Below are 25812 nucleotides of genomic sequence, written 5' to 3'. Positions count from 1 at the left end.
GACGGCACCGACGGCGTGGCACGACGGACGGAACGAAGGCCCTCCGCCGGGAAATCCGCTGGCCCCACCCCCGCGACCCCCGCTAGAAAGAGCTGCCATGAGCACCTCCACCTCCCCCGCCGCGGACCCGCGCGCCTTCACGCCCACCACACTGGACCTCGGCGACGCCCATCTGCGGCCCTGGAGCCGCAAGGACATCGAGGTGCCCTCCCTCGTACAGGGCCTGATGGACGGCGCGGCCGATCCCCGGACAGCCCTCTGGAACCCCCTCCGCACCGCCGACCGCGCTGCCGCCGTCAAGTGGATCGAGGTACGGGGGGACGCCTGGGACGCCGGCACCCTCGCCACCTTCGCGCTGCTCGGCGGCCCCGCGACGGACCCCGGCACGGACCCGGGCCCCGACGCCGGCCCCCGCTTCCTCGGTGGGCTCGGCGTGCGCTGGACCGACCGCTCCGACGGGCTCGGGATGATCGGGTACTGGCTGCTCCCCGCCGCGCGCGGCCGGGGCCTCGCGACCCGCGCGACGCTCGCCGCGGCCGAATGGGCGCTCCGCACGGCGGGCGTCCGCCGTCTCGAACTCGCCCACGCCGTCGAGAACGAGGCCTCCTGCCGGGTGGCCCTGCGCGCCGGTTTCCCCGCGGAGGGCACGCTCCGCGCCTCCTACCGCTTCGGCGACGGCGAGTACCACGACGAACACCTCCACGCCCGCCTCGCCTCGGACCCGTCCCCCGCTCCCTCCGGGGCCTGACGGGGCTCGGCCGGCACCCGTGCCGACGACGCCTCCGGATCGCCCGCCGTCCCCGGCACCGGGCCCGATTGGACCTGCCGGGACGGTCGTCTTTGGCTCTTCTCGGCGGGCCATGACCGCGCCAGAGTGAGAGGACCTTGAAACCAGGAGGTCCCCCTTGAGTCCCGCGTTCCTGCTCACCACCCTCGCCGTGGTGCTCACCCCCGGCCCCGGCGTGGTGTTCACCCTCGCCGCCGGGCTGTCCCACGGCCGCCGGGCGAGTCTGGTGGCCGCCTTCGCCTGCACGCTCGGCGTCGTACCGCATCTGCTGGCTTCGGTCACCGGGCTCGCGGCGCTGTTGAACGCCAGTCCGGTGGCGTTCGAGGCGGTGAAGTACCTCGGCGTCGGCTACCTGCTGTACATGGCGTGGGCGACGCTGCGCGACAGGGAGGCGCTGGAGGTGGGGCCGGCCGAGCGCCGCCCGGCCGGGCGGGTCGTCGTCTCCGGGGTGCTGATGAACCTGCTCAATCCCAAACTGACCATGTTCTTCGTCGCCTTCCTGCCGCAGTTCGTGCCTGCCGGGAGGTCGGGTTCGGTGGGCGCGATGCTGGAGTTGAGCGCCGTGTTCATGGCCCTGACCTTCGTCGTCTTCGCGGCGTACGGGATGTCCGCGGCCGCCGTCCGGGACCGCGTGCTGGCCCGGCCCCGCGTGCTGACCGCGGTCCGGCGGGTGTTCGCCGTGTCCTTCGTCGGCCTGGGCGCACGGCTGGCGGTGGCCTGACGTGCGCTTTCGTCACGCCGATACGATCCGGGCCGCCCACCCCGAGCTGAGCGCGGGCGCGCTGTACGCCTCCGGGGTTCATCCGGCCGCCGACGTCGGCCCGCGGGTCGCGGAGTACACCGCCCGCGCGCTGGACCGGCTGGCGGACTCCGCCGAGGGACAGTTGCCCGAAGTGCTCGCCTGGCGGCGGACCTTCAGCCGTCTGGGCCTGAAGCCGACGCAGTACCGCTGCGCCTCCGAGTCCCTCCTGCGGCGCCTGCGCAAGGAGGGGTCGCTCCCCCGCATCCACCCCGTGGTGGACCTGTGCAACGCCCTTTCCGTCGCGTACGCGATCCCGGTCGCCGCCCTGGACGCCGACCGCGTCTCGGGCCCGCTCCTGGAGGTGCGGCCCGCCCGCGGCGACGAGCTCTACACCACCTTCGGCGGCGACACGGAACACCCCGCCCCGGGCGAGGTCACCTTCGTGGACTCCGCGAACCGGGCGCACGCCCGCCGCTGGACCAACCGCCAGAGCGGGCACTCGGCGGTCGGCCCGCACACCACCCGCATCCTGGTCGTCACGGAGGCCATGCACGAGGGCGGCGCGTCGGAAACGGTTCCGGCGCTGCTGAAGTCCCTCACCGGCGAACTGTCCACGCACTGGCCCACATCCCCAGTGTCGGCCCTGCTCACCGCCGGGGCACCGGAATTCGCCTTCGGCCCCCCGGACTCCCCCGCGTGACACCATGGCCCCGGCCGACGAGGGGGGACCGGATGAGCGACGCCACGACCGCACCGCCCACCCGGGCGGCCCTCGTCCCCGCCCCCGCCGCGTACGGCTCCGACTTCCTCCAACTGGACCTCGGCGACGCCCCTTCCGGCGGCAAGGCGGACTGGCTCGCCCGGCGGCTCCGCACGGCGATAGCCGACGGACGGCTCGTCGTGGGCGCCAAGCTGCCGCCCACCCGGGTCCTCGCCGCCGAACTGGGCGTCTCGCGGGGCGTGGTCACCGAGGCCTACCGCCGCCTCACCGAGGACGGTCACGTCGAGGGCCGCCGACGCGGCGGAACCACGGTCGTCGCCGCCCCGCTCGGCCTCCCGCCGGCTCGCAACCGGCCGCCCCTGCTCACGCCCGGGGGCCAGGACGGACCCCCCGCACCAACCCCGCCGGCCCTCTTCACCGGAGCCCCCGGCCCCGAGGTCTTCGACGCCCTGCGGGCTGCCGGGGCACGGATCGACCTCACGCCCGGGCAGCCCGACCTCACCGCCTTCCCCCGCGCGGCCTGGCTGCGCGCCGAACGGGAGGTGCTGGCCGGGCTGTCGGCGGAGGACCTCGGGTACGGGGACCCGCGCGGCGCGCCCCGGCTGCGGCGCGCCGTCGCCGACTGGCTGGGGCGCAACCGGGGCATCCGGGTCGAGCCGGGCGACGTCCTCGTCGTCGCCGGTACGGCGCAGGCCCTCACCCTCCTGCACCCCGTGCTGCGCGCCGACGGCGTCCACAGCGTCGCCGTCGAGGACCCCGGTTCGCTCGGCACCCGCCAGCACCTGCTGCACGGCGACCTCACCACCCCGCCGGTACCGGTCGACGGGGACGGCGTCCGCGTCGACGCGCTGCGCGCCACCGGCGCCCCGGCGGTACTGCTCACACCGGCGCACCAGTTCCCCACCGGGGTGGTGATGAGCGGGGAGCGCCGCCGCGAACTGCTGCACTGGGCGACGGCCGAACACGGCCTGATCCTCGAGGACGACTACGACGCCGAACACCGCTACGACCGTCCCCCCGTGCCCGCCCTCCGCGGCCTCCTCGCCGACCGGGTCTGCTACCTCGGCAGCGTCTCCAAACTTCTCGCCCCCGCCCTGCGCATCGGCTGGATGGTGCCGCCGCCCCGCCACCTGCGGGCCCTCACCGAGGCGAAGCGCTTCACCGACCTCGGCAACGCCGTCCTGCCCCAACTGGTGCTCGCCCACCTGATGGAGTCCGGCCGCCTGGAACGGCATCTGCGCCTGCTCCGGGGCCGCCACGTCCGACGCCGCGACGCGATGATCGCCGCCGTCGGGCGGCACCTGCCGGGCGCGGTGGTGCACGGCGCGGCGGCGGGCCTGCACCTGACGGTGACGTACCCCCACGGCGTCCCCGACACGGAGCTCGCCTCGGCCGCCCTCGCCCGGGGCGTGAAGTGCCAGCCCCTGTCCTGGCACCGCCAACTCCCCGGCCGCCCGGGCCTCGTCCTCGGTTACGCGGCGGGCCCGGCCGGTGCCGTCGCGGAAGGCGTGGAAATCCTGGGCCGGACCCTGCGGGAGCTGGCCGGCCCCGGGCAGCCGGTGCGGCCCGGGTACGTCGGCTCCCCGTGAGGACTCCGGTGCGGCCCGGCGGCCCGGCAGGCCCGGAAGGCGTGCGCGGAGCGGGTCACCGCCCGAGGCGGGCGCTCAACCGCGCCTTCGCCTCCGGCCATTCCTCCGCCAGCAGCGAGAAGTAGACCGAGTCGCGCCAGGTGCCGTCCGGGCGGCGGCGGTGGCGGCGCAGAACGCCCTCGCGCCGGGCGCCGAGCCGGGCGATGGCGGCCTGTGAGCGTTCGTTGCGGTGGTCGGTCTTGAGCTGGACGCGGCCCATGCCGAGGTCGTCGAAGGCGTGCCCGAGCAGGAGCAGTTTGCACTCGGTGTTGACCGGGGTGCGCCAGTACGCGCGCCCGTACCAGGTCCAGCCGATCTCCAGCCGCTCGTCCTCCTCCGAGACGTCCAGGTACGTCGTCCAGCCGACCGCCCGCCCGCTCTCCCGGTGGATCACGGCGAACGGCAGGTACGGCCCGTCGAGCACGCTCCGCAGCAGTTCCGCGAGTTCCGTCTCCGTCTGCGGCGCCGGACCGCCCTGCCACCGCCAGACCTCCTCGTCCCGGCCACCGGCCAGGAAGAGGTCGCCGAGGTGCTGCTCGGTGAGGGGTTCGAGGCGCACGTGGCGTCCGGTGAGCGTGACGGGGCGCGGGGTCTCGGCAGGCATGATCCCCAACGTAGCCAAGGTTTGACCTAGGAGCAACAGACTTTTGCTCTAGTACGAAAGGGGCTCATGCGGAAGGGGCTCAGGTGACGTACGCGAGAGCGGCGGCGTACCCCTCGGGGGCCCGGACGTCCGCGATCCGCCACCCCGGAACGTCCCCCGGCCGCTCCCCGGCCCCGACGTACGTATCGCCCAGAGGTACGGCGAGCCCCGTACCGGTGCCCTTCAGGTAGGCCTCCTTGCGGCACCAGCAGCGCCCGAAGGCGGCGGCGCGGGCGGGGTCGTCGCCCTGGAGGGCGGCCAACTCCCGCTGCTCACGGGGGTGCAGCACCTGAGCGACCTCATCGACCTGACCCGGCGACGGCAGTATCTCGACGTCGACCCCGACCGGCGTCGTACCGAAGGCGAACATCACCAGGTCCGCGCTGTGCGAGAGCGAGAAGTGCAGCCCGCTGCCGGGGAGGGAGGGACGCCCGTGCGGCTCGGGGCACAACGGGCAGTCCTCCCGCCCGAAGCGCACGGAGGCGGGCTCCTGGCGGAGGTACGCGCCGGCCAGCCCGCGCAGGGCGGCGTGCGCGACGAGATAGCGGACCCGGTCCTCCGCGCGCCGGAAGGCGGAGTGCCGCCGGCGCTCGGCGGGATCGAGGAGGACCAGAGCCTCCGGGGCGTCCGGGGCGTCGTACGCCAGGATGCGCAGGGACCACAGGTCGGGGACGGCGCCGGGCGCCGGGAGCGGCCCGGGGAGGGCGCCGGGGGTCAGGGGGCGGGGCTCCGCGAGGGGGGCCGGGGCGCGGTGTTCGGGTGCGGACATGACGGCCTCGGGAGTGGACGGAACACGGAAGGGCAGCATCTCACGCGGGTGTTCGAGCTCACGGGGCGGCGGTCGACCCGCGTCGGTTCGCCTGGAAGCGGGCCTTCTTCTGACGGTTCCCGCACGTGTTCATGTCGCACCATCTGCGCGTGCGGCTGCGACTGGTGTCGAAGAAGGCCGCGAGGCAGGTCGGTGAGGCGCACAGGGCCAGCCTTCCGTCCCGATCGCCCGCGATGACGCCGACCGCGTCGGCGGCGATCACGCCGAGGGCGTCCTCCACGCCGGTGGCCGGGTGGAGCTGCCAGCGGCGCTCGCCCTCCGCGGTCAGGATCGCGGCGGCCCGCCCCCGGACGCTGCGTTCGTTGATCACACGGACCGCGGAGGCGGGCAGCGCCTGTTCCAAGGCGGCGGCCGTGGCGGCGGCATGGATCGCCTCCCGCAGTTCCCGGGCGAGGTCGAGCTGGGCCGGGGTGCAGCCGTCCACGGCGAGACCGCTCACCGCCAGCCAGTCGGCCAGCCGCCCCGGGGTGGGGATGCGCTCCACGGAGCCGCCGTGACGCTCCGACAGGGTTCCCGTGAAGCTGGTCGCCAGCACGGCGCCGAGGCGGAAGTCGGGGAAGGCAGCAGACATGGAACCACCTTAGCCGGTTGCGCGCGGACGCCAAGAGCGAGTAGAACCGTCATAGCCGGTTCCAGCACAGGCCGAACCGGCTCCGGCACGACCCGTTCGGCTCCCCTGCGGCCCGACCGGCTCCACCACGGCCAGGAGGTCTCATGCCCCGCCCGCCCCGCTCACCCCGTCGCTCCGACGACGTCCACGCGTTCGAAGCCCGCGCGTCCGACGCCGAACTCGCCGACCTGCGCGCCCGGCTGGCCGACGCGCGGCTGCCGGAGGCCGAGACGGTCCACCGCGCCGCGCCCGGTCCCGGCCGCTGGAAACAGGGCGTTCCGCTCGCCGACCTCGTCGAGGTCGTGACGTACTGGCGCACGGCGTACGACTGGCGGTCCTTCGAGCAGCGCCTCGACCGGATCGGCCAGTTCCGCACGACCGTCGACGGTCTGGGCATCCACTTCCTGCACCGCCGGTCCGCGCGCCCGGACGCCATCCCCCTGGTCCTCACCCACGGCTGGCCGGGCAGCATCGCGGAGTTCGTGGACGTGGTGGACGAACTGGCCGACCCGCAGGACCCGGACGCGCCGGCGTTCCACGTCGTAGCCCCTTCGCTGCCCGGCTTCGGGTACAGCGACCGGCCGGACGCGACCGGTTGGGGGACGGAGAAGATCGCGGCCGCCTGGGTCGAACTGATGGGACGGCTCGGCTACGACCAGTTCCTGGCCCACGGCGGCGACTGGGGCGGCGTCGTCACCACGGTGCTGGGCGGCAGGTTCCCGGAGCACGTGCTCGGCATCCACACGACACTCGCGCAGCCGCCGCCCGGAACCACCACGGACGGCCTGACGGAGGCCGAACTGCGGTGGACCGAGGAGACGTACGACTTCTGGCGCCACCGCACGGCGTACGCGAAGCAGCAGGCCACCCGGCCGCAGACCACCGGCTACGCGCTCGTCGACTCACCGGTCGGGCTGCTCGCCTGGATCCTGGACAAGTTCGCCGAATGGTCGGACACCTGGGACAGCCCGTTCGAGACGATGTCCCTGGACCGGGTCCTGGACAACGTCACCCTGTACTGGCTGACCCGGACCGGGGCGTCGTCGGCCCGCATCTACTACGAGAGCCACGACTCACTGGACCCCGGGCTCCGGGTCGACGTCCCGTCGGCGATCACGACCTATCCGCATGACATCGAGAAGTACCCGCGCGCCTGGGCGCGGGAACGGTACCGGCGGATCGTGCGCTGGAACACACCCGGCTCCGGGGGCCACTTCCCGTCCCTGGAGGTCACGGCCCCCTTCGTCCAGGACCTGCGGGCCGGACTCGCGGCGGTGCTGGCGGCCGGGCGGCAGGGGCCCGGCCCCGGGTGAGACCGGCGGGGAGCCCTTTTCAACGCCAGGCCGGGGCGTCCGCGCCCCACAGGCCCACCGGCCGCGCCCAGCCGTCCGGACCGCCCGGGTAGCCCACCGGCGGCAGCGCGTGGTCCAGCTTTCCGTACGGGGACTCGCAGGCCGTCATCCAGCGCCGGGCGTCGTACGCGCCCTCGGACGGTGCTTCCCGCCGCACCCCGTGCATCAGCCATGCGGCCGTACCGGCGAGCGAGTACCGCATCCGGCGGCCCCGGCCCGTCTCCTGACGTTCCGTCAGCCCGCGCAGTACGCCCGCCGCCACCAGATACCCCGTTCCATGATCCAGGGCCTGCGCGGGCAGCGCGCCCGGCCGGCCGGACGCGGCCGCTGCGCCCGTCGCCTCGATCGCCGCGATGCCCGTCCCCGCCTGCACCAGGCTGTCGAACCCCCGCCGCCCCGCCCAGGGCCCCGTCCAGCCCCACGCGGACAACTGCGCCACGACCAGGCCCGGGTGGCGGTCCAGCAGGGCCTCCGGGGCCAGCCCGTGCCGGTCCAGGGCGCCGGGGCGGTACGCCGAGAGCACCACGTCCGCCGTGGCCAGCAGCTCCTCGAAGACCTCGCGGTCCCCGGCCGCGCCGAGGTCCAGCAGCGTCGACCGCTTCCCCATGCCGGTGTCGGCGTACGTGTCCGCGTCCTCCGGCAGTTGCGGCGCGTCCACCCGCAGCACGTCGGCCCCCAGCAGCGCCAGCGTCCGCCCGGCCACCGGCCCGGCGAGCACCCGGGTCAGGTCCAGGACCCGTACGCCGTCGGCGGGGGCCGCCACCGGGGCGCGGGCGGGCAGCCGCCGGGAGCCGCGCTCGGCCGCCTCCCGCGTCTCCACCAGCGGAACCAATTCGTCCGGGGCGGCGGCAGGCGCGGGGGCCAGCGCCACCGCGAGGCCGCCGCCCGCGTACACCGTCTCCTGCACCTCCGCCGCCTCCCGGGTGGCGAGTTCGGCGGCCAGCACCCCGGCCAGCGCACGGTCGTCGCGCGAGCCGTCGTCCGGAATGCCGAGCGCGCGCAGCAGGCGGGCCCGGTGGTGCGGGTAGTTGGCGTGCGTACGCACCCAGTTGTCGGAGGTGCGCCAGAAACCGGAGAGCGGGGCGAAGGCGGTGGGCGCCCGGCCGTCGATCCGGAGGTGACGCTCGCTGTGGAAGGCGGTGGCCACCGCACCCTCCGCCACCCGCACCTCCGGTATCCGCTGCGCCGCCGCCCGCTCTCCTGGCGTCCCCGTCCCGCCGCGCGCCGCCACCAGCTCGGCGGCGGCCAGCGAGCACGCCCCGACCGTGGCCCGCGCGAGCTGCCGCACCGGCAGTTTGGCCGGCAGCACGTCTCCGGCACCGGCGTACGAGACCCGGCCGACGAGTTCCGGCCGCCCTCCCACGGCGGTCCAGGCGTGCAGGGTGGCGGCGTCGTGATCCGTAGGCGTCATGGCACTCAGCATGCCGCTGCCTGACACTCGGTGCCAATAGTCCCGCTGGGCCCGACACTCCGTGCCGCACCAGCTCTGAGCTCAGGAGCGGTTTTCTGGAGGGGTCTGCTCCGCTCAGGCGAAGGCCGCCGCCGGATACGTCGGGCGTCCGGCAGGCCGGGTCGAGGCGCGATCACGAGTCCCACCCCCGCTATGGCCGATCCCATGGGGCCATGCTGTGGGCCGGGCCGGACTTCGGCCTGCCGTTCAGCAATACGTCCACGAACTCCTCCCGGGACCGTGCCTCCGCCGCGAACCACAGGCTCAGCCGGTGGTCCGCCGCGGGCAGCACCATCCGCACGTAAGCGGCGCGCGACGCATCGAGCGCCCCCGCGACCGCTTCGGTGACCGCCGGTGGAATCACCGCGTCGACGGCGGGCGTGACCAGCACCGCGCGCACGCCGGCGGGCAGCCTCCGGAAGACGTCCAGCGCGGGGGAGTTCCGCCAACTGTCGGGCGTACGGATGATCCCGGTGAACCCGTCGCCGAAGGCCACCGGCCAGGCCCGTGCCGCGTACACGGCGGGGGCGCAGAGGCCGACGGCGGCGACGCGGGGCCCGTAGTGCGCGGCGAGGTCCGCGACGGTCTGCCCGCTCATGCTGAAGCCGACGAGGACGAGGGGGGCTCGGGCGGGCAGACAGGCGTCGACGACGGCACGGGCCTGCTCGAACCGCCGCCGCAGGCTCGACCGGCCCAGTGTGCCGGTGCTTTCGCCGTGGCCGGAGAAGTCGAAGGCGAGGGCGTGGTGCCCGCGTGCGGCGAAGGCCGTGGCGAGGACGGTGGGGCTCTGCTTGTCACCGTTGCCGGCGCCGTGGAGAACGAGTACGGCGTGGGGCGGGAGGGTGGTGGGGGTCAGGGTTGCCGGGGCTGCCGGGGCCGCCTTCACTGCCGGGACCGCCTGGGCGCAGGCGAGGAGCTCACCGTCCGAGGGGAAGGTGAAGTGCCGTACCAGTGGGGCATGTCGCACCGCCCCTAAGGCCGCCACACCTTGCCGCTCCGGCACCACCCCGCCCCCTGCCTCCAGCGGCGGCCCGGACCCTCTCCCTTCCAGCACAGGTCCGGGCCCCTCCTCCAGCGCCGACCCGAACCGCGTCCCCTCAGGCACGAGTCCGGCCCCCTTCTCCAGCGCCGCCCCGGGCAGCCTCTCCCCCGGTACGGGCCCGAACCGCCTTCCCTCCGGTGTCAGCTCGTCCGCCCCCGGCACCGGACCGCTCGTCGCCCCTGCCACCGGGCCACTGGTCGCCCCTGCCGCGCACTCGCCGGTCATACGATCCCCGCCCTCCGCCGTGCCGACGCGACCACCGCCCGCACCCTACCGACCGATCGCCCCCTCCTAGACTCATCCGAATGACCGGAACCCCGGCGCAGCCTGGCGCCACCCGCCCCGTCCTCGTCCCGCACTCCGCCGACTGGCAGGCCCAGGGGCGCACCCTCACCGACGACCTGCTGACCGCCCTCGCGCCCCTGGCCGCCCGGGTCGAACACATCGGCAGCACCTCGATTCCCGGCATGACCGCCAAGCCCGTCCTCGACCTCCAGGCGAGCGTCGCGGACCTGTCGGCGGCCGAGGCAGCCTTCGGCGGCCCCCTCGCGGCACGCGGCTTCCAGCTCTCCCCGCACCGGCACGACCACGTCCCGGCAGGTCTCGACGACGACCCGGCGCGCTGGACCAAACGGCTCTGGACGCGCCGGGAGGCCGCCGGCCACTCCGCCGTCAACCTGCACGTGCGCCGCACAGGTTCGCCCAACGAACGCTTCGCGCTCCTCTTCCGCGACTGGTTCCGCGCGCACCCGGAGGCCATCGCGTCGTACGCCCGCTTCAAGCAGGAACTCGCGGGCGTGGTCGACAGCACGGACGTGTACGCGGACGTGAAGGACCCGGTGGTCGACCTGGTGATCACGGTCGCGGAACCCTGGGCTGCGGCAACCGGCTGGAAGCCCTAGCCCCCGAGGGCCCGCCCGTCTCCGGGGCCGGCTACTGGGGGTTCCGTCCGCAACACCGGCCCCAGCGCCCTCATCCACCCCTCGCGCACGCCCTTCCACTCGTCGGCACATCCGGCCGCCCGCGCGGCGGGCAGGGCGCGCGGGCCGGTGAGGCCGAGCAGGTGGCGGCGGGAAGCGGGGACGGCACCGTAGGCGTAGCAGCGCAGGGAGACGGCACGGTCACGGTCGGACGAGTGCCCACCGTGCCCTCCCCCGGCCGTAGCCGTGCCCTCCCCCGCACCCTCTGGATCGTCCTCGTACAGCTCGGCGAGCACCGCCCACCCGTCAGCCGCGTACAGCACCCGCCGCACCCCGGCCTCCCCCTCCCGCAGCAGCATCAGCGCGGCAAAACGGTCCGCCGCGTCCTCCTCGTTGCCCGCGACCCGGACACCGGCCCGGTCGACCAGAGCGTGCGCGACCTCGTGGTACAGCGTTTCGAGGAGTACGGCCGCCACCTCGTCGTCGGTCGCCCTCTGCCCGCCTTCCCGGAGGGCCGTACGCGTCTCGGCGATCTCGTCGTAGCAGAGCTCGATCCGGCGCTTCTCCGGGTCGTACGAAGAGCCGTCCCCCGCGCAGGAACGCGTCAGCAGGGCGATCGGCTCGCGCCCCCGCCAGTCCAGCAGCGAACCCAACGCGGCCTCGGCCGCCCGCACCACCCGCCGCTCGTGCAGGAACCGCACCCCGGGCCGGTCGGCGGCGGCCGGCGCCTCGTACCGCACGGCGAGAACCGGCCGCTCCGCCGGCTCCCCCACGACCGGCCGATCCGGCCCGGGCTCCGCCCCGCCGGGCCCCGCACAGGCCGTCGCCGCCAGCAGAGCGGCGCCCAGCACCAGCACGGCCCTCCGGGCACGGTTCCGCGCACGCCCGCCGCGCCTCCGCGCACCCGAATCGCCGAGAGTCATCCGCCCATCCTGTCCCAGACCGTGCGCCGGGGCCCGGGCGGGGACTGAAGGGACCGGAGGGACCGGCAAACCGAAGACTTCTCGCCGCCGCCGGCCAGGCAGACGTCCGGGCCGCCCGCACAGACGGATGCCCCGCGGCCGGGGGGAGTGGCCGAGGGGCATCCAGGGTGCTCAGCAGGCCGGGGGGATGTGCCTGCGAGCTCGGGTCGAAGGGGCTTGTTCCCCCGCCCACGACGGGCATGCACCCCTACCCGAAAATTCTTCCGCGACTGACGCCCCTCCTCCCCGCCCACACCGACCGCTCGCCGCATCCCCCCGCCCCGGGGGTGATCGTCGGCGGCGCGCAGTGGTCCTCGCAGGGCAGCCGCGCGCGGCATGCCGATCGGGCTGGAGGCAGCGGGCCCTCAGTGCCCCGGCAGCACACACCTCGCGTCCAGTCCCAGCACCCGGTTGAGCCTCCCGAACGCCAGCCAGGAGCCCAGGCACATGGTCAGTTCCACGATCTCGCCCTGCGAGTAGCTCCCCGTCATCCGCTCCCAGAACTCCTCGTCCAGGCCGTGGTGATCGAGGGCGTACCGCTCGGCGTACTCCGCCGCCAGCCGTGTCCGCCCGTCGAGCGAGTCGGCCGTGCGCCACTCCTCGACCGCCCCCGCGAACCCCTCCTCGACCTTCTCGCCGTTCCGGTCGGTCCGCCAGTCCAGGCAGAACAGGCACCCGTTGAGCTGCGCGATCCGCAGCCGCGCCGCCTCGAACTCGCGCAGTCCGAGCGTCGTATGGGCGTACACGGCCAGCGAGAAGTCCGCCGCGGCCGGGCCGATGCCGGGCACCATGTCACCCCACACGTACTCGATCGGGTCCTTGCCCTCCGGTACGTCGATCTCGATGCCGCTCACGCCGAACCCCTCCCCAGCCGCCCCCGCGCCGCCCGCAGGGGCACGTCCAGTGCGTCGTAGATCCCGGCCGGGGCCCCGACCAGCCAGTCGATCGCGTTCACCAGCCGCCCCACCGCCGTGGCGTTGCCGCCCGCCGAGCGGTTCTCGTCCTCGTCGCTCGCCTCGACGGTGACCTCGATACGGGGCCGCCCCTCGACGATCACCCGGTGCGCCCCGACGCCGTCCGGCGGCGTGGGCCAGTCCGGCGCGCACGACGGATGGATGCGGGTGACGTGCTCGATCACCAGCCTCGGCACGCCCCCCACCACCCCCTGCACCTCGAACCGCACCGCGCCCTGCGTCCCCGCCTCGAACGCGCCCATGGTGCGGGTGGTGACGGTCCGCTCCAGCGGCCGCCGGGCCACCGTCTCCCGTATCTCCTCGATCTCGACACCCAGGGCCCGGGCCATGAGCCGCAGTTGCCCGCCCCACACCATGGTCGGCACGGACTCCGTCAGCATGGGCGCGGCGTAGTCCAGCGGACGCCCCATCCCGATCAGATCGCGGACCGACTCCGGCTGGTCGTACGTCGAGTAGTCGAAGACCTCCTGGCAGCGCAGGCCGTCGATCCTGCTCCCGAGCCCGCTGACGAGCAGGGGCAGCACATCGTTCCCCCACCCCGGATCGACCCCGGAGACGAAGAGGGCGCCGCCGCCCGCCTCGGCGGCCTCCTGGAGGGGTTCGACCAGCTCGGGCGGGGCGCTCGGCGGATCGTAGAGCGCGTACAGCGCGGGCGTGACGACGACCGCTCCGCTGCGCAGCGCCCTGACGACGTCCGCGTGGGCGTCGTCGGGACGCAGGTCGCCGGAGGCCGCGTAGACGACCGCCCGGGGCCGCGCGGCCAGCACCGCGCCGACGTCGTCGACCGCGCGCACCCCCACCTCCCTCCCCATTCCGGCGAGGTGCCCGGCATCACGCCCGACCTTGGCCGGGTCGTGGACGAGTACGGCGGTGAGTTCCAGCTCCGGGTGCGCGTCGACGGCACGGACAGCCGCGCGGCCGACGTTCCCCGTGCCCCAGACGACCGTGGGAATCATGCGGCGGAGGGTAGCGCGGGGGTGCCGAGGTTCCCATAGCCGTGCGCATACCGCCGCTCGTCATTTCTCCGCGAGCAACGCGTACAGCAGCGGTACGCGCGGCGCGGTGTCCGGCAGTCTCCACCAGCCGCCGGGGGTGCGGACCATGTCCGGCCAGCGCGGCCACGGGAGCTCGTCGCTCTCCCGCAGCCGGACGATCCGCAGCCCCGCGCCGACGAGGGCGGTCACGACCTCGCCCAGCCCGTGGGTCCACTCGAAGCACTCGGTGGCGTCCTGGACGGGCGGACCGTCGGTGTACGTGTACGTGGCGTCCCTGCGGACGGCGCCCCGCCCGTCCAGGCAGTCGTCCCGCAACAGGAGTTCGGGCCCCTCACCGGGGGCGGGGGACGGCCCGAGGGAGCTGAGCACGGGGTGGAACTCGGCCAGGTACAGCCGTCCGCCGGGACGCAGCAGCGCGGCGACGGTGTGCGCCCAGCGGTCGAGGTCGGGCAGGTAGCAGAGGGCTCCCTTGCCCGTGTAGACGACGTCGAAGCGGTGGGCGCCCAGCACCTCCTGGGCGTCGTACACGTTCGCCTGGACGTACGTCACGGGCAGCCCGGCGTCGGCGGCCAGCCGGCGGGCCGCCGCGACGGACTCGCCGGAGAGGTCGAGGCCCGTGGTGCGGGCGCCCTTGGCGGCGAAGGCCAGGGTCTCCGTACCGAGATGGCACTGGAGGTGCGCCAGCTCGCGTCCGGCGAGGTCTCCGAGGTCGGCCCACTCGTACTCCGCGAACCAGCGCTCGGGGCGGGCTTCGGGCGAGTGGACGTCGTAGAAGCGGCTGGCGAGGTGGACGGGGGTGCGGGCGTCCCAGTTCGCCTCGTTGGCCCGCATCATCGTGCGTACGGCGGGCGCGAACTCCTCGGAGCCCCGGGGCCCTGCCCCGCTCACTCGGTGTCGATCCCGGACAGGGCGGCGGGGCCCATGGGCGCGGCGTTCTCGTCCAGACCGGCCGCGCGCAGGGCCGTCTCGGCGATCCGGCGGGCCTCGGTCTCGGCCTCGCCGGTGGTGGCGGCCTGCACTTCGAGGCGGATGACGAAGGTGGAGTTCTCCTCGTCCAGGGTGAGCCTGTCCATGTCCTCCGCCTCGCCGAGCGCGGTGTGCCGGGGGTCGGCGGGGCTCAGCTCGCGCAGCAGGGTCGCGTGGGCGGCGGGAGTCAGCTTGTCGAGCAGGGTGCCGGGGAGGGTGACGACGTAGGTGGTCATCCTGGGACCGTACCCGGGCAGGGCGGGCTAAATCGGTGGGCCGGCGAGCGGCGCCGCCGGGAACCGCCCCCGGCCGGTGCGCGCCGCGACGGGCGAGGGCGAACACCCTGACCGATACGGGCCCGCCGCATGGGCCGGTCAGCCCGCCTCGGACTGCCCCGCCTCGGGTTGCCTGGCCTCGGGCTGCCCCGCCTCCGCCCGCAACGGGCTCCCCCAGTCCAGCTCCAGCGAAGCCCGCATCGCGGCCACCGCCTCCGCGCCGATCCGGTCCGCGAGCACGCCCTCCAGCCGGGTGAGCACGTCCTCCGCCTGCCGGTGCGTGCGCTCCCCCTCCGCGGTGCGCCGCACCAGACGCCGCCGGGCGGACTCCGGGTCGGGAAGCTGTTCGAGCAGACCGGCGGCGATGAGCCCGTGCACCGCCTGATGCGCGGTCTGCCGGGTGACGCTCATCCGCCGGGCCAGCTCCGAGACGGTCGTGCCGTCCTCGTCGAGTACGGCGAACAACTGCACCTGCGTCGGCGACACGGGGACGACCCCGGCCTCCTCCAGCGCCGCCAGCAGCCCCTCCTCGAACCAGCGCCGGGCATCGCTGAACAGGTGCGGGAAGCCGTGGCGGCGGGTCGGAGGCATGGTCTGCGTCGGTTCCTCGGGTGAGCACGGGCGGAACCGGAATCGTATCCAGGCACACGGAACACCGCACTCAGGCAAACAGCCCCCCGCCCTCCCGCACACGGGCCCCCGGCACGCGGAGCTTGCCTCTTCCCCATCTCACATGTCAGGCTGCCTGACATTCCATGTGACCGCCGAACGACGCAAGGGGCCCGCATGACCATCGAGTACGCCACCCGCTACCGCACCGCATCGCGCATACCGGCCGATCCCACAAAGCCGTACTTCATCGAGAAGGGCGAGGGCGACCGCGCACACCTCTTCGGCGACCTGATCACCGTCTACGCGGGCGGCGAGCAGACCGAGAACACCTTCAACTTCTTCACCGTGGAGGGCCCGAAGGGCGACATCATCCCGGCGCACGTGCACGCCGACACGCACGAGGTCTTCTACGTCACGCAGGGCGCGGTGCGGCTGTTCGTCGAGGACACCGAGGGCGTCCAGCAGGAGAAGCTGCTCACGCCGGGCGACTTCGGCTTCGTACCGAAGAACTGCAAGCACGCGTACCGCATGGAGCGCGAGCACAGCCAGGTCGTCGGTGTCGCGGCCGGCCCCGGCGGCACCTTCGAGCGCTTCTTCGAGACGCTCGGCGCCCCGGCCGACGCGCTCGGCCTGCCGCGCGAGCCGGTGATCCCGGAACCGCACAAGTTCGGCAGCGTGCCGGAACAGTTCGACGTGCGCTTCCTGCGCGACCACGAGTGGCGGACCCGGTGACGGGACGCACGCCCGCGCCCACCGCACGAGGGCTTTCCGCACAAGAGGCCTCCGCACAAGGGGTTTCCGTACACGGACTTCCGTACGAGAGCCCTCCGTACGGGAACTGATCGCGGCCCCGCATCCCGATCACGCACCCCTCCCGGACCCCCCGTCCTCGGTGCGGGAGGTGCGCGGCATCCCCTACGCCGAGGTCCCCGGCGGCCGCCCGCTCGAACTCGACCTCTGGCTTCCCACGCCGCCGACGCCCGCACCCGCGCCCCTCGTGCTCTTCGTGCACGGCGGAGGATGGCGGCGCGGGCGGCGCGACGACATGGGCTTCCGGACCCGCGACCGGTCCCCCGGCCCGTTCGCCCGCCTGGCGGCGGCGGGCTTCGCGGTGGCGTGCGCGGACTACCGGCTGAGCGGCGAGGCCACGTTCCCGGCCCCGCTCGACGACCTGCACGCGGCCCTGCGCCGGCTCGGGCTGCGCGGTCCGGAGCTGGGGACCGACCCGGCCAGGACGGTGGTCTGGGGCGAGTCGGCAGGCGGCCACCTCGCGTCGCTGCCGGCCCTGACCGCACCCGGGCTCGCGGGGGCGGTGGTCTGGTACGGCCCGAGCGACCTGACCTCCCCGCGCGGCCCGTGCACCCCCGAAGCCCCGGCGACCCCCGAGGCCCTCCTGCTGGGCGGCGCCCCGGCCGCCGCCCCGGACCGCGCCCGCGAGGCGAGCCCGCTGGCCCGGGTGCACCCCGACGCGCCGCCCTTCCTCCTCATCCACGGCGAGGCGGACACGATGGTCGACTGCTCGCACAGCACATCCCTGGCGACGGCCCTGCGCAACACTTCCGCCTCCCCCGTCGACCTCTGGACCGTCCCGGACGCCGACCACGCCTGGCACGGCGTACCGGGGTCAACCGTGGAGGCCGTCTTCAACCGCTCCCTCGCCTTCGCGGAACTCTGCGTTCCACGCACATACCCGCTTCGCGGGCGGACAGCCCACTGCCGTCGGCCACATGCGACGACCTCCCGCTCACGGGTTCAGGTGGAGGCCGGGCCCCTGTCCAGACAGCCCGCAGCCCGCACACCCTGCACCGGACCGGAACCCCCCCTGCCCGCGAGCAAACCCACCGCAGACACCTACCCCGCCCCGAAGGCCTCCGCCATCACCCGCCCCACCGTCTGCGCCAGACTGCTGGACGCCGGAACGACTTCCTCAATCGCCCCCGGAAGCACGTCCAACCCCCGGTACCACTCCCGTAGTCGCACGTCTCCGTACTCCGTCACCTGCGGCTTCGTCCCGTGCCGCCGCAGCGTCTCCTCGTACGGCACGTCGAAGTAGTACATGCGCGTCGTCCCGCGATGATCCCGCCGGAGCGCCTCCAGCATCGCTCCGTACCGATCGGCGTACAGGATGCCTTCCACGACCACGTGGAAGCCGTGTTCCAAGGCATACCGCGCCACCACGTCAATGAGCCCGATGTTCGCCCCACCGGGCACATCGTGTTCTCGCAACACCTCCCTGCGCAGATTGTCCTGCCCCACGATCGCGAGCCCCCGCCCGTACCGGCGTCGGATCTCGGCGGCCACGGAGGACTTCCCGGAAGCGGAATTGCCCCGCAGAACGATCAGCCGCGTATCGGCACTGCCAACGGAATTCATGCGAGTGCGAGGGACGCTAGAACACCCCGCGCCCGTACACCCGTCCCCGTCCCCGTCCCCGTTCACGATCGCGCTCAGCCATCCGCCGAGCCGGTCGACCACCGCCCCGTCACCGACGGGCCGAACCCACCACCCTGTTGGCCACCGGTCCCGGACCGGGCCGCGACGAAGAGCCCGCCCCTCAACTCCCGGGCCCCGGCGAACCCGACCGGGGCCCCCTCGGTGGCGGCACCGGCCACGAAGCCGACCCGCAGCACGCGAGCTGCGTCACCCGCTTCGTCACCGTCCTCCCGCCCACGCACACCGAAACGACTACCGTCCCGTGACATGTCAACGCCACCCCCCGAACCGACGGCCCAGCCGGCGGCCGACCCCACGACCTGGCTGGCCCGCGCCGCCGTCCCGCTCGACAGCCTCACCGCCGACGCCCCCACCGCCGACCTCCAGCCCCTGCACCACGTCCTCGACGGCGTACGGATCGTCGGCCTCGGCGAGGCCACGCACGGCACGCGCGAGTTCTTCCGGTTGAAGCACCGCCTCCTCGCCTTCTTGGTGAGGGAGTCGGGCTGCACGGCCCTCGCCATGGAAGCCAGCGAGTCCGCCGCCCCCGCCGTCGACGCGTACGTCCGTCACGGCACCGGCAGCGCGGCGGCAGCCGTCGCCGGGCTCGGCTTCTGGACCTGGCGGACCCGCGAAGTCCTCGCGATGGTCGAGTGGATGCGTACGTACAACGAAGGACGCCCCGAGCCGGAGCAGGTACGTTTCCTCGGCATCGACCCGCAGAAGTGCGGCCCCGCCCTCACCGCACTCCGGGCCGCCCTGCCCCACTTCCCGGAACGCGCCCGGGCCGCCGCGCTCCTCGCCGCCCTTCGCGTACTCGAAGGGGCACAGCCCGGATCGCACCCCGACCCCGACCGGCGGCTGATGCGCCAGGCCGAGGAACTCCTCCACCTGCTCCAGCCGTACGATTCCGACGCCGCACGCCATGCCCACCACCTGGTCCGCGCCGCCGACCTGGTCACCCGACCCCGGCAGCACCCCGACCCCGAGCAGACCCTCTTCGCCGTCCGCGACCGGCACATGGCCGACGCCCTGGACGCCCAACTGGCCGCCGACCCGTCCGCGAAAGTCGCCCTCTGGGCCCACAACGGGCACATCGCCACCACCTTGTACGGCGGCGCGACCCGGCCTCTCGGCAGCCACCTCCGCGACCGCCACGGCGACGCGTACTACGCCCTCGCCCTCCTCTTCGGGCGCGGCGCCTTCCGCGCCCACCGCACGCTGCCGGGCCCGTTGCGGCGGCGACGCCCCCGGTCCCGCGACGCGTCGATTCCCATCCACCCGATCGGTCCGCCGGGACCCGACTTCGTCGAGGCGCAGCTCGCCGCGGCCACACCCACCGACCACTTCCTGGACCTGCGTACAGCGCCCGCCCCGGTCCGCGAATGGGCCGCCGCCGCCCGCCCGCACCGGAGTCACGGCGCGGTGGTCCCCCGCTGGAGTTACCGCCTGCACCGCACCCCGGTCGTCCTGACCGACGCGTACGACGGTCTGGCGTACGTCTCCACCTCGACCCCGTCCGAGCCCTTCGCCCGGCCCGCCCCGTGACCGCCGCCTCCGCCTAGTACGGCCCGCCCCGGAAGTACACGTTCCGATTTCCTCGGGGCCGCTCCCCCCGCACGTACGCCGCATCCGACCGCTCCTCGGGAGCCGAGCGGTCCGCGAGGTCCCGCAGCCGCTCCAGGCCCGCCAGCACGTCGGAGCGGTTCTCGGCGCGCTTCAGCCAGGCCGGCAGGCGCGGGATCATCGCACCGGTGGAACTCGACCCGCCCCGCTCCCGCAACCGCGCACCGACGTAGTCCGCCAGCACCCCCACGTGCTCCTCGTTGTACGCCCACAGCACCCGCCCCGCACACCGCGTCTGCAACCACAACGGCCGCCCGAAGTACGGGTCCTCCGTGCCGCCCATGGTCACCCCGACCAGCGCCCGGCCCTCCGTCGGCGCCTCCCAGCCGGCCGTCGTCCCGCATCCGGCACAGACCAGCCGCCGGGGCATGAACAGCAAGTCGGTGCAGTACACACGGTCCGGCAGCCCGGGACGTGTCACCACCGCCGCCCGGCCCCCGCACCCCGGGCACACCACGTACAGCGGCTCCGAGAGTTCCGCCGTCCACCAGCCGCGGTCCCGGTGCCTCAGACCAGCCACACGCCCTCCCGCATCAGATGCCTCCCGCGCAGCTCGTGCTGCTCGTGCCACGCCTGCACCGCCCGGGGCACCACACGGTAGTACGCGTACGGCGTGGCCGAACCGGCCGAGCGGCGCGGGTCCCAGCCCCAGTGCGCGGCGAACGCGTCCGCCGCCCCGGCCGGCACCTCCTGCGCGCTGAAGCTCTCCACCGTCCCGTCGATCAGCACCACGTCCCTGGTGTCCCCGAACGCCAGCCTGGTCAGACCGCTCGTGTGCAGGTTGCGGCCGGTGGGGTTGGTAGTGCGGGTCGCCAGCCAGAGCGCCTCCCCGTCCCACCGGAACCACAGCGGCACCAGACACGGGACGCCGTCCTCGTCCGCCGTGGCCACCCAGATGTCCGACTCCCGCTCCAGCCGGGCCAGTACGTCCTTCTTGCGCTGCTCGGGGGTGCGGGGAGCGGGGAGTTGCGGGGCCTGCCGGTCGGGCTGCCGGGTGATCTTCATGTCCAGGACGCTACGCGGACACGGTGCCCGGCGCCTCGGTCTCCGGTCGCGGGACTCCGTGCCACTGGACCTAGGACCGGGGTGCCTGAGAACCGGGGCACGTCCGAGGACTTGGTGTACCTGACCCCCCTCGCCGCGGGGAGCTGCCCCCCGTCCTGATGCGCCTGTTGCCCCTATGGGGCGATGGATCTCGCCCAGGGAACCTGAAGGAGTCCGACCGTGACCCACGCACACGACCTCGGAAAGGTTCCCGATGACCGTACGTTCTCCTCAGCGGCCCGCACGCACTCTGACGGCCACCCGCCGCCGACGCGGCATCGCCGCCGTGGCCGCACTCTCCGCCGCGCTCGCCGTGGGCAGCGTGCTGCCCGCGAACGCGGTGCCGGCCGCTCCCGCCCAGGACACCCGGAACTCCGCCTTCCGCCAGGGCCTGCACGACCTCGTCAAGCAGGACAAGTACCCCGCCGTCCTCGCCTCCACCACCGACCGCGACGGCCGCACCCGCAACTACGCGGTCGGCAAGGGGGACCTGAAGACCGGCGCCCCCGCGCCCGTCGACGGGCAGATCAGAGCGGGAAGCAACACCAAGACCTTCACGGCCGTCGCCGTCCTGCAACTCGTCGGCGAGGGCAAGGTCGGCCTCGACGCCCCCATTGAGCGCTACCTGCCCCGCCTGGTGCGCGGTGAGGGCATCGACGGCCGGAAGATAACGGTCCGTCAGCTCCTCAACCACACCAGCGGCCTGCCCAACTACACCGAGTACATGTTCACCGACGTCCTGGGCAAGGCCCGGCACACCTACCTCCAGCCCCGCACGCTCCTCGACATCGCCCTGGAGCACAAGGCGCTCTTCTCCCCCGGCACCGACTGGGCGTACAGCAACACCAACTACGTGCTGCTGGGGCTGCTGATCGAGAAGGTCACCGGCCGCCCGCTGGCCGAGCAGATCCACCAGCGCATCATCGACCGCGCCGGACTGCGCAAGACGTACTTCCCCGCTGTGGGCGAGGAGCGCATCCGCGGCAAGCACCCCAAGGCGTACCACGCGGAGAAGCCCGGGGCGCCGCTGGTGGACTTCACCGAGCTGGACCCCTCATGGGGCTGGGCGGCCGGGCAGATCGTCTCCACGCCCAGCGACCTGAACCGTTTCTTCACGGCCCTGCTCGACGGGAAGCTGCTCAAGCCCGCGGAGCTGAAGCAGATGCGCACCACGGTCCCGGTGCCCGAGAAGTGGGGCGGCAAGGGCGTGCGGTACGGCCTCGGGGTGACGCGTACGCCGCTGAGCTGCGGCGGTGCCATCTGGGGCCACGGCGGCGACATCCCGGGCCATGCGACCCGCAACGGCGTCACGGACGACGGCCGGGCGGCGTCCCTCGCCCTCACGGCGAACCTGGCACCGACGAAGGACGGCCCGGAGAACGCGGTGAAGGTGCTGGACTCCGCGTTCTGCCAGAAGTAGCACGGAAGGGTGTGTGGAGGGGGTGCGGGCCGCATCCCCTCCACACACCCCCAGCGCCGGGCCTCAGTAGTCGATGCGGTCCGACTTCGCCAGCCACGCCTCGAACGGCTCGTTCCGGTTGGGCACGTCGAGCCGCTCGATGGTCGCGGGCCACAGCTCCTGGGGCCGCTTCTCGAACAGGTCGTAGAACTTGCGGTCGTCGAAGCCGGCCACCGCGGCGTCGTCCCGGTCGGCCGCGAAGACGATCCGGTCGACGCGCGCCCACAGCGCGGAGGACAGACACATCGGGCACGGCTCGCAGGAGGTGACCAGCACGCAGCCCTCCAGCGAGAAGGTGTTGAGCTTCTGACAGGCGGCACGCATGGCGCTGACCTCGGCGTGCGCGGTCGGGTCCAGGTTCGCGGTCACCTGGTTGTTGCCGAGCGCGACGATCTCGCCGTCCTTGGCGACGAGCGCGCCGAAGGGGCCGCCGCCGTTCGCCACGCTGGTGGTGGCGATGCGGATCGCCTCGTCCATCCAGGTGCGCTCCAGCTCCTGGATGCTCTTCTCTTCGGCGTACGCGGTCACAATGACTCCCCTTTGGCTCTGTTCACCTTGTGTGAGGGAGTACACAGGCAACCGGGGGTTCGCAGCGAGGGGTAAAAGACATGAAAACCCGGCAGGCTGAGCCCTCGGCTTCGTAGACTCCTACAAAACTGCTTTCCGTGGCATCACCCCTGGTGAGCGCCCCGAGGACAGCCGACCGCCCGCGCGGGGGGCCGGGACTACTGCGGCTTCTCGGCCTTCTCCGCCTTCATCTCCTTGATCCGCACGGTCTCCTTACGGACCTCGTTCTGCGTGGCGCGCTCCTTCTGGAGCCATTCCGGGTTCTCGTCCTTCAGCGCGTCGATCTGCTCGGTGGTGAGCGCCTCGGTGACACCGCCGCGGGCGAGACCGGAGATGGAGACGCCGAGCTTGTTGGCGACGACGGGACGAGGGTGCGGGCCGTTGGCGCGCAGGTCCTGGAGCCACTGCGGCGGGTCGGCCTGGAGCGCGGTCAGCTCGGCACGCGAAACCACGCCCTCCTGGAACTCTGCGGGGGTGGCATCGAGGTACACACCCAGCTTCTTCGCCGCGGTGGCGGGCTTCATGGTCTGGGTGTTCTGGTGCGACGTCATGGTGTCAAGGGTATCGAGCGTGTGCGCCACCGCCGACCACACGGCTGCCGTGGGTGCGCCCGGGTGGCTGCCGGTAACCTGACCGGCGTGACAGGCTCGGAAGCACCCTCCCCCACCTCCCCTTCGTTCCGGCTCGCGTACGTCCCGGGCGTGACCCCCACCAAGTGGGTGCGGATCTGGCACGAGCGGCTGTCCGACGTCCCGCTGACCCTGGTCGCGGCGGCCCCGGCCGAGGTGTTCGACGTACTGCGCGAAGGCGGCGCCGACGCCGGTTTCGTACGTCTCCCCGTGGACCGCGCGGACCTGGCCGCGATTCCCCTGTACACGGAGACGACGGTCGTCGTGATCCCCAAGGACCACGTCATCGCGGCCGTCGAGGAGGTCACCGCCGAGGACCTCGCCGACGAGCTGGTCCTGCACCCCCTGGACGACACCCTGGCCTGGGAGCGGCTCCCGGGCGTGCCCGCCAAGGAGCGTCCGGCCACCACCGCGGACGCGATCGAGCTGGTGGCGGCGGGCGTCGGCGTCCTGATCGTGCCGCAGTCCCTGGCCCGCCTCCACCACCGCAAGGACCTGACGTACCGGCCGATCACCGGCGCCCCGGAGTCCCGGGTCGCCCTGTCCTGGCCCCACACGGAATCGGGCGAGCCGACGGAGCTGGTCGAGCACTTCATCGGGATCGTACGAGGCCGCACGGTCAACAGCACCCGGGGCCCGGCTCTCCCGAAGAACTCCGCCGACTCGAAGCAGCAGAAGCGGACGGACAAGGCCAAGCAGCCGGCCCGCAAGCCCGCCGCCAAGAGCACGGGTTCCGCCAGGACGAAGAGCGGCGGCGGCAAGGCCGGCGCGAAGCACAGCCGGAACTCTCCCAAGCGCGGCAAGCCCCGCCGCTGACCGCCCCGCCCTCCTGATCGTCCTGTTCCCGACTTTCACCCGACCACTTCCGAAGGATGCCCAGCCGACACGCTTAGTGCCACGAATCCCTTGCGGTGATGCCACACTGGTGCCATTCTGATGCCACCCGTGAGGTACACGTCTGTTGTCGCTCTGGAGGAATTCGTGCAGCACGAAACGTCGACCGCGCCCGCAGCCACCTGCCCCCTGTCATCGCATCCCGTCGAGCCGGTGCCCCGCATACCCACCGGCCGCGACGCCGGGTGCCCCTTCGACCCGACCGCCGAGATGACCGCCCTGCGCGAGCGGGACCCGCTGGTACGGCTGACCTTCCCCGACGGCCACGTCGGCTGGCTGGCCACCGGGTACGAGACGGTCCGGGCGGTCTTCGCCGACTCCCGCTTCAGCTCCCGGTACGAACTCCTGCACTACCCCTTCGCGGACATCGGCGAGCTGCCGCCCGCACCGGCCGGCGACATGACGGGGATGGACGCCCCCGAGCACACCCGGTTCCGGAAGCTGCTCATGGGCAAGTTCACGGTCCGCCGGATGCGCGAACTCACCGCGCGCGTCGCGGAGATCACCGCCGAACAGCTCGACGCGATGGAGCGCGCGGGCGGCCCGGTGGACCTGGTCGAGGCGTTCGCCCAGCCGATCCCGGCGCTGATGATCTGCGAGCTGCTGGGGGTCCCCGCCGCCGACCGCGACTTCTTCCAGCGCTGCGCGTTGCAGCTGACCTCGATCGTCTCCGACCAGCAGGCGCAGCACGAGGCGATGACCGCGCTCGGCGGCTACATGCACGAGCTGGTCCTCGCCAAGCGGGCCGAGCCCACCGACGACCTGCTCGGCGACCTGACCTCCACCGATCTCTCGGACGAGGAACTCACCGGTGTCGGCAGCTTCCTGCTCGGCGCGGGACTCGAAACGACCGCCAACATGCTGGCCCTGGGCACCTACGCCCTGCTGCGTCACCCGGCCCAGTTCGCCGCCCTGCGCGACGACCCGTCCCTCGCCCCGCAGGCGGTCGAGGAGTTGCTGCGCTACCTCACCATCACGCACACGGGTGCCAAGTCGGCGCTGGAGGACATCGAGCTGCACGGCAAGCTGATCAAGGCCGGGGAGACCGTCGTCCTGTCCATGGAGGCCGCCAACCGCGACCCACGGCGCTTCCCCGACCCCGACACCCTCGACCTGCACCGCAGGGCCATCGGCCACGTGGGCTTCGGCCACGGCATCCACCAGTGCCTGGGCCAGCAGCTGGCCCGCGTGGAGATGCAGGTGGCGCTGCCCGCCCTGCTCGCCCGGTTCCCGTCCCTGCGGCTGGCGGCCGCCGAGGAGGAGATCCCGCTCCGTACGGACCAGACCATCTTCGGCGTGCACAGCCTCCCCGTCACCTGGGACGAGGTGTAGGCGATGGCATCCCGCCCCGACGACTCCCCGGCCGCGGAGTGGCGGGTACGGGCCTCCCGCGACCGGTGCATCGGCTCCGGAATGTGCGCGCTGACCGCACCGGGAGTGTTCGACCAGGACCATGAGGACGGCTTCGTCCAGGTCCTGCGCCCCCGCCTGCCGCGGACCGACCCCGACGCCGCCGCCGCCCGCGAGGCCGTCGGCACCTGCCCCGCACAAGCGATCGGCCTGCGCTGATCACCCGCCCGTGCCACCCGGCTCGCAGCCGGTCGGCACGGGCTCACCCTGGATCACGTACACCCTGGATCACGTTCACCCTG

At 73.6% G+C, this 25812-nt stretch carries 28 protein-coding genes and 1 pseudogene; 13 read left to right on the top strand and 16 right to left on the bottom strand.

The features are described from left to right. Window positions 1-97 precede the first annotated feature (97 nt). The 4 genes from ACIP93_RS30375 to ACIP93_RS30360 all read left to right on the top strand — a co-directional run bounded on the left by ACIP93_RS30375 (window position 98) and on the right by ACIP93_RS30360 (window position 3839). Complete coding sequence (locus ACIP93_RS30375; protein WP_345227730.1) at window positions 98-748, top strand: GNAT family protein; 651 nt, start codon at window positions 98-100, stop codon at window positions 746-748. 157 nt (window positions 749-905) lie between these two features. Further along, window positions 906-1508, top strand: a complete 603-nt coding sequence (locus ACIP93_RS30370) for a LysE family translocator (protein ID WP_401763821.1) — start codon at window positions 906-908, stop codon at window positions 1506-1508. Between the two features lies 1 nt (window position 1509). After that, window positions 1510-2229 (top strand): phenylalanine--tRNA ligase beta subunit-related protein, encoded by a 720-nt coding sequence (locus ACIP93_RS30365; RefSeq protein WP_345227726.1) that lies wholly within the window; start codon window positions 1510-1512, stop codon window positions 2227-2229. 32 nt (window positions 2230-2261) lie between these two features. Continuing rightward, entirely contained in the window at window positions 2262-3839 is a 1578-nt protein-coding gene (locus ACIP93_RS30360) for a PLP-dependent aminotransferase family protein (RefSeq protein ID WP_401763816.1), read from the top strand. A 55-nt stretch (window positions 3840-3894) separates the two neighbouring features. Here ACIP93_RS30360 and ACIP93_RS30355 read toward each other — a convergent pair whose 3' ends face one another. From ACIP93_RS30355 to ACIP93_RS30345, 3 genes are all read right to left on the bottom strand, one after another. Further along, entirely contained in the window at window positions 3895-4482 is a 588-nt protein-coding gene (locus ACIP93_RS30355; protein WP_401763814.1) for a GNAT family N-acetyltransferase, read from the bottom strand. 79 nt (window positions 4483-4561) lie between these two features. Further along, window positions 4562-5290: a 4'-phosphopantetheinyl transferase family protein gene (locus ACIP93_RS30350; protein WP_401763812.1), complete on the bottom strand. Its 729-nt coding sequence runs from the start codon at window positions 5288-5290 to the stop codon at window positions 4562-4564. Window positions 5291-5348: 58 nt separating this feature from the next. Next, entirely contained in the window at window positions 5349-5921 is a 573-nt protein-coding gene (locus tag ACIP93_RS30345; protein ID WP_401763809.1) for a CGNR zinc finger domain-containing protein, read from the bottom strand. Between the two features lie 143 nt (window positions 5922-6064). Here ACIP93_RS30345 and ACIP93_RS30340 point away from each other — a divergent pair, with 143 nt between their 5' ends. Further along, window positions 6065-7273, top strand: a complete 1209-nt coding sequence (locus tag ACIP93_RS30340) for an epoxide hydrolase family protein (protein WP_401763807.1) — start codon at window positions 6065-6067, stop codon at window positions 7271-7273. A gap of 19 nt (window positions 7274-7292) precedes the next feature. Here the strand turns inward: ACIP93_RS30340 and ACIP93_RS30335 are convergent, their stop codons facing one another. Continuing rightward, window positions 7293-8723: a CoA transferase gene (locus tag ACIP93_RS30335; protein ID WP_401763805.1), complete on the bottom strand. Its 1431-nt coding sequence runs from the start codon at window positions 8721-8723 to the stop codon at window positions 7293-7295. Window positions 8724-8913: 190 nt separating this feature from the next. Continuing rightward, complete coding sequence (locus tag ACIP93_RS30330; protein ID WP_401763802.1) at window positions 8914-9729, bottom strand: alpha/beta fold hydrolase; 816 nt, start codon at window positions 9727-9729, stop codon at window positions 8914-8916. A 380-nt stretch (window positions 9730-10109) separates the two neighbouring features. Here ACIP93_RS30330 and ACIP93_RS30325 point away from each other — a divergent pair, with 380 nt between their 5' ends. Continuing rightward, the gene (locus ACIP93_RS30325) at window positions 10110-10706 is read left to right on the top strand and encodes a GrpB family protein (RefSeq protein WP_401763799.1); all 597 of its coding nucleotides are present in this window, start codon (window positions 10110-10112) and stop codon (window positions 10704-10706) included. On the opposite strand, the gene ACIP93_RS30320 is transcribed toward ACIP93_RS30325, so the two are convergent. The 6 genes from ACIP93_RS30320 to ACIP93_RS30295 all read right to left on the bottom strand — a co-directional run bounded on the left by ACIP93_RS30320 (window position 10703) and on the right by ACIP93_RS30295 (window position 15487). Further along, a complete protein-coding gene (locus ACIP93_RS30320) occupies window positions 10703-11647 on the bottom strand; it encodes a DUF4344 domain-containing metallopeptidase (protein WP_401763797.1) in 945 nt (314 codons plus the stop codon). The two genes, ACIP93_RS30325 and ACIP93_RS30320, sit on opposite strands and share 4 nt — an antisense overlap. Window positions 11648-12051: 404 nt before the next feature. Beyond that, window positions 12052-12531 (bottom strand): carboxymuconolactone decarboxylase family protein, encoded by a 480-nt coding sequence (locus ACIP93_RS30315; protein ID WP_401764087.1) that lies wholly within the window; start codon window positions 12529-12531, stop codon window positions 12052-12054. Between the two features lie 5 nt (window positions 12532-12536). After that, window positions 12537-13616 (bottom strand): dihydrodipicolinate reductase, encoded by a 1080-nt coding sequence (locus ACIP93_RS30310; protein WP_345227699.1) that lies wholly within the window; start codon window positions 13614-13616, stop codon window positions 12537-12539. Between the two features lie 60 nt (window positions 13617-13676). Continuing rightward, complete coding sequence (locus tag ACIP93_RS30305) at window positions 13677-14489, bottom strand: class I SAM-dependent methyltransferase (protein WP_401764084.1); 813 nt, start codon at window positions 14487-14489, stop codon at window positions 13677-13679. 50 nt (window positions 14490-14539) lie between these two features. Continuing rightward, on the bottom strand, window positions 14540-14857 hold the full coding sequence (locus tag ACIP93_RS30300; protein WP_345227697.1) for a hypothetical protein: 318 nt from the start codon (window positions 14855-14857) through the stop codon (window positions 14540-14542). A gap of 138 nt (window positions 14858-14995) precedes the next feature. Next, a complete protein-coding gene (locus ACIP93_RS30295) occupies window positions 14996-15487 on the bottom strand; it encodes a MarR family winged helix-turn-helix transcriptional regulator (RefSeq protein ID WP_401763792.1) in 492 nt (163 codons plus the stop codon). Between the two features lie 195 nt (window positions 15488-15682). Between ACIP93_RS30295 and ACIP93_RS30290 the strand changes: the two genes are divergently transcribed. Both ACIP93_RS30290 and ACIP93_RS30285 read left to right on the top strand, forming a co-directional pair. Next, on the top strand, window positions 15683-16240 hold the full coding sequence (locus tag ACIP93_RS30290) for a quercetin 2,3-dioxygenase (RefSeq protein ID WP_401763789.1): 558 nt from the start codon (window positions 15683-15685) through the stop codon (window positions 16238-16240). Between the two features lie 160 nt (window positions 16241-16400). After that, a pseudogene (locus ACIP93_RS30285) lies at window positions 16401-17165 on the top strand (alpha/beta hydrolase fold domain-containing protein); the annotation flags it as partial. A 194-nt stretch (window positions 17166-17359) separates the two neighbouring features. Here the strand turns inward: ACIP93_RS30285 and ACIP93_RS30280 are convergent. Then, complete coding sequence (locus tag ACIP93_RS30280; RefSeq protein WP_401763786.1) at window positions 17360-17881, bottom strand: AAA family ATPase; 522 nt, start codon at window positions 17879-17881, stop codon at window positions 17360-17362. A gap of 327 nt (window positions 17882-18208) precedes the next feature. Here ACIP93_RS30280 and ACIP93_RS30275 point away from each other — a divergent pair, with 327 nt between their 5' ends. Continuing rightward, window positions 18209-19489 (top strand): erythromycin esterase family protein, encoded by a 1281-nt coding sequence (locus ACIP93_RS30275; RefSeq protein ID WP_401763783.1) that lies wholly within the window; start codon window positions 18209-18211, stop codon window positions 19487-19489. A gap of 13 nt (window positions 19490-19502) precedes the next feature. Here the strand turns inward: ACIP93_RS30275 and ACIP93_RS30270 are convergent, their stop codons facing one another. Both ACIP93_RS30270 and ACIP93_RS30265 read right to left on the bottom strand, forming a co-directional pair. After that, window positions 19503-20087, bottom strand: a complete 585-nt coding sequence (locus ACIP93_RS30270; protein WP_401763781.1) for a hypothetical protein — start codon at window positions 20085-20087, stop codon at window positions 19503-19505. Next, window positions 20075-20572 carry a pyridoxamine 5'-phosphate oxidase family protein gene (locus ACIP93_RS30265; protein WP_401763779.1) on the bottom strand — a complete coding sequence of 166 codons (498 nt, stop codon included), beginning with the start codon at window positions 20570-20572 and terminating at the stop codon, window positions 20075-20077. The genes ACIP93_RS30270 and ACIP93_RS30265 overlap by 13 nt, the downstream gene beginning before the upstream one ends. A 253-nt stretch (window positions 20573-20825) precedes the next feature. Between ACIP93_RS30265 and ACIP93_RS30260 the strand changes: the two genes are divergently transcribed. After that, the gene (locus tag ACIP93_RS30260) at window positions 20826-22031 is read left to right on the top strand and encodes a serine hydrolase domain-containing protein (RefSeq protein WP_401763776.1); all 1206 of its coding nucleotides are present in this window, start codon (window positions 20826-20828) and stop codon (window positions 22029-22031) included. A 63-nt stretch (window positions 22032-22094) separates the two neighbouring features. Here ACIP93_RS30260 and ACIP93_RS30255 read toward each other — a convergent pair whose 3' ends face one another. Continuing rightward, on the bottom strand, window positions 22095-22547 hold the full coding sequence (locus ACIP93_RS30255) for a nucleoside deaminase (RefSeq protein ID WP_345227995.1): 453 nt from the start codon (window positions 22545-22547) through the stop codon (window positions 22095-22097). 248 nt (window positions 22548-22795) lie between these two features. Continuing rightward, window positions 22796-23188 carry a DUF5997 family protein gene (locus ACIP93_RS30250; RefSeq protein WP_401763774.1) on the bottom strand — a complete coding sequence of 131 codons (393 nt, stop codon included), beginning with the start codon at window positions 23186-23188 and terminating at the stop codon, window positions 22796-22798. Window positions 23189-23275: 87 nt separating this feature from the next. Between ACIP93_RS30250 and ACIP93_RS30245 the strand changes: the two genes are divergently transcribed. The 3 genes from ACIP93_RS30245 to ACIP93_RS30235 all read left to right on the top strand — a co-directional run bounded on the left by ACIP93_RS30245 (window position 23276) and on the right by ACIP93_RS30235 (window position 25729). Beyond that, window positions 23276-24082 carry a LysR family substrate-binding domain-containing protein gene (locus tag ACIP93_RS30245; protein ID WP_401763771.1) on the top strand — a complete coding sequence of 269 codons (807 nt, stop codon included), beginning with the start codon at window positions 23276-23278 and terminating at the stop codon, window positions 24080-24082. A 231-nt stretch (window positions 24083-24313) separates the two neighbouring features. After that, on the top strand, window positions 24314-25492 hold the full coding sequence (locus tag ACIP93_RS30240) for a cytochrome P450 (protein ID WP_401763768.1): 1179 nt from the start codon (window positions 24314-24316) through the stop codon (window positions 25490-25492). Between the two features lie 3 nt (window positions 25493-25495). Further along, complete coding sequence (locus ACIP93_RS30235) at window positions 25496-25729, top strand: ferredoxin (protein ID WP_401763765.1); 234 nt, start codon at window positions 25496-25498, stop codon at window positions 25727-25729. Window positions 25730-25812: the final 83 nt, after the last annotated feature.

The sequence above is a fragment of the Streptomyces sp. NPDC088745 genome, from assembly GCF_044751045.1.
In the GTDB taxonomy this organism is placed as follows: domain Bacteria; phylum Actinomycetota; class Actinomycetes; order Streptomycetales; family Streptomycetaceae; genus Streptomyces; species Streptomyces cremeus.
The sequence above is the reverse complement of the archived record's forward strand: the minus strand, read 5'-3'. Positions and strand labels throughout refer to the sequence as shown.

What these genes read in the sequence shown, in the direction of transcription:
- ACIP93_RS30375 (WP_345227730.1), top strand. Translation starts at nt 98, where the DNA reads ATGAGCACCTCCACCTCCCCCGCCGCGGACCCGCGCGCCTTCACGCCC.
- ACIP93_RS30360 (WP_401763816.1), top strand. Translation starts at nt 2,262, where the DNA reads ATGAGCGACGCCACGACCGCACCGCCCACCCGGGCGGCCCTCGTCCCC.
- ACIP93_RS30355 (WP_401763814.1), bottom strand. Translation starts at nt 4,482, where the DNA reads ATGCCTGCCGAGACCCCGCGCCCCGTCACGCTCACCGGACGCCACGTG.
- ACIP93_RS30350 (WP_401763812.1), bottom strand. Translation starts at nt 5,290, where the DNA reads ATGTCCGCACCCGAACACCGCGCCCCGGCCCCCCTCGCGGAGCCCCGC.
- ACIP93_RS30345 (WP_401763809.1), bottom strand. Translation starts at nt 5,921, where the DNA reads ATGTCTGCTGCCTTCCCCGACTTCCGCCTCGGCGCCGTGCTGGCGACC.
- ACIP93_RS30340 (WP_401763807.1), top strand. Translation starts at nt 6,065, where the DNA reads ATGCCCCGCCCGCCCCGCTCACCCCGTCGCTCCGACGACGTCCACGCG.
- ACIP93_RS30335 (WP_401763805.1), bottom strand. Translation starts at nt 8,723, where the DNA reads ATGACGCCTACGGATCACGACGCCGCCACCCTGCACGCCTGGACCGCC.
- ACIP93_RS30325 (WP_401763799.1), top strand. Translation starts at nt 10,110, where the DNA reads ATGACCGGAACCCCGGCGCAGCCTGGCGCCACCCGCCCCGTCCTCGTC.
- ACIP93_RS30320 (WP_401763797.1), bottom strand. Translation starts at nt 11,647, where the DNA reads ATGACTCTCGGCGATTCGGGTGCGCGGAGGCGCGGCGGGCGTGCGCGG.
- ACIP93_RS30310 (WP_345227699.1), bottom strand. Translation starts at nt 13,616, where the DNA reads ATGATTCCCACGGTCGTCTGGGGCACGGGGAACGTCGGCCGCGCGGCT.
- ACIP93_RS30305 (WP_401764084.1), bottom strand. Translation starts at nt 14,489, where the DNA reads ATGATGCGGGCCAACGAGGCGAACTGGGACGCCCGCACCCCCGTCCAC.
- ACIP93_RS30300 (WP_345227697.1), bottom strand. Translation starts at nt 14,857, where the DNA reads ATGACCACCTACGTCGTCACCCTCCCCGGCACCCTGCTCGACAAGCTG.
- ACIP93_RS30295 (WP_401763792.1), bottom strand. Translation starts at nt 15,487, where the DNA reads ATGCCTCCGACCCGCCGCCACGGCTTCCCGCACCTGTTCAGCGATGCC.
- ACIP93_RS30290 (WP_401763789.1), top strand. Translation starts at nt 15,683, where the DNA reads ATGACCATCGAGTACGCCACCCGCTACCGCACCGCATCGCGCATACCG.
- ACIP93_RS30280 (WP_401763786.1), bottom strand. Translation starts at nt 17,881, where the DNA reads ATGAATTCCGTTGGCAGTGCCGATACGCGGCTGATCGTTCTGCGGGGC.
- ACIP93_RS30275 (WP_401763783.1), top strand. Translation starts at nt 18,209, where the DNA reads ATGTCAACGCCACCCCCCGAACCGACGGCCCAGCCGGCGGCCGACCCC.
- ACIP93_RS30265 (WP_401763779.1), bottom strand. Translation starts at nt 20,572, where the DNA reads ATGAAGATCACCCGGCAGCCCGACCGGCAGGCCCCGCAACTCCCCGCT.
- ACIP93_RS30260 (WP_401763776.1), top strand. Translation starts at nt 20,826, where the DNA reads ATGACCGTACGTTCTCCTCAGCGGCCCGCACGCACTCTGACGGCCACC.
- ACIP93_RS30255 (WP_345227995.1), bottom strand. Translation starts at nt 22,547, where the DNA reads ATGGACGAGGCGATCCGCATCGCCACCACCAGCGTGGCGAACGGCGGC.
- ACIP93_RS30250 (WP_401763774.1), bottom strand. Translation starts at nt 23,188, where the DNA reads ATGACGTCGCACCAGAACACCCAGACCATGAAGCCCGCCACCGCGGCG.
- ACIP93_RS30235 (WP_401763765.1), top strand. Translation starts at nt 25,496, where the DNA reads ATGGCATCCCGCCCCGACGACTCCCCGGCCGCGGAGTGGCGGGTACGG.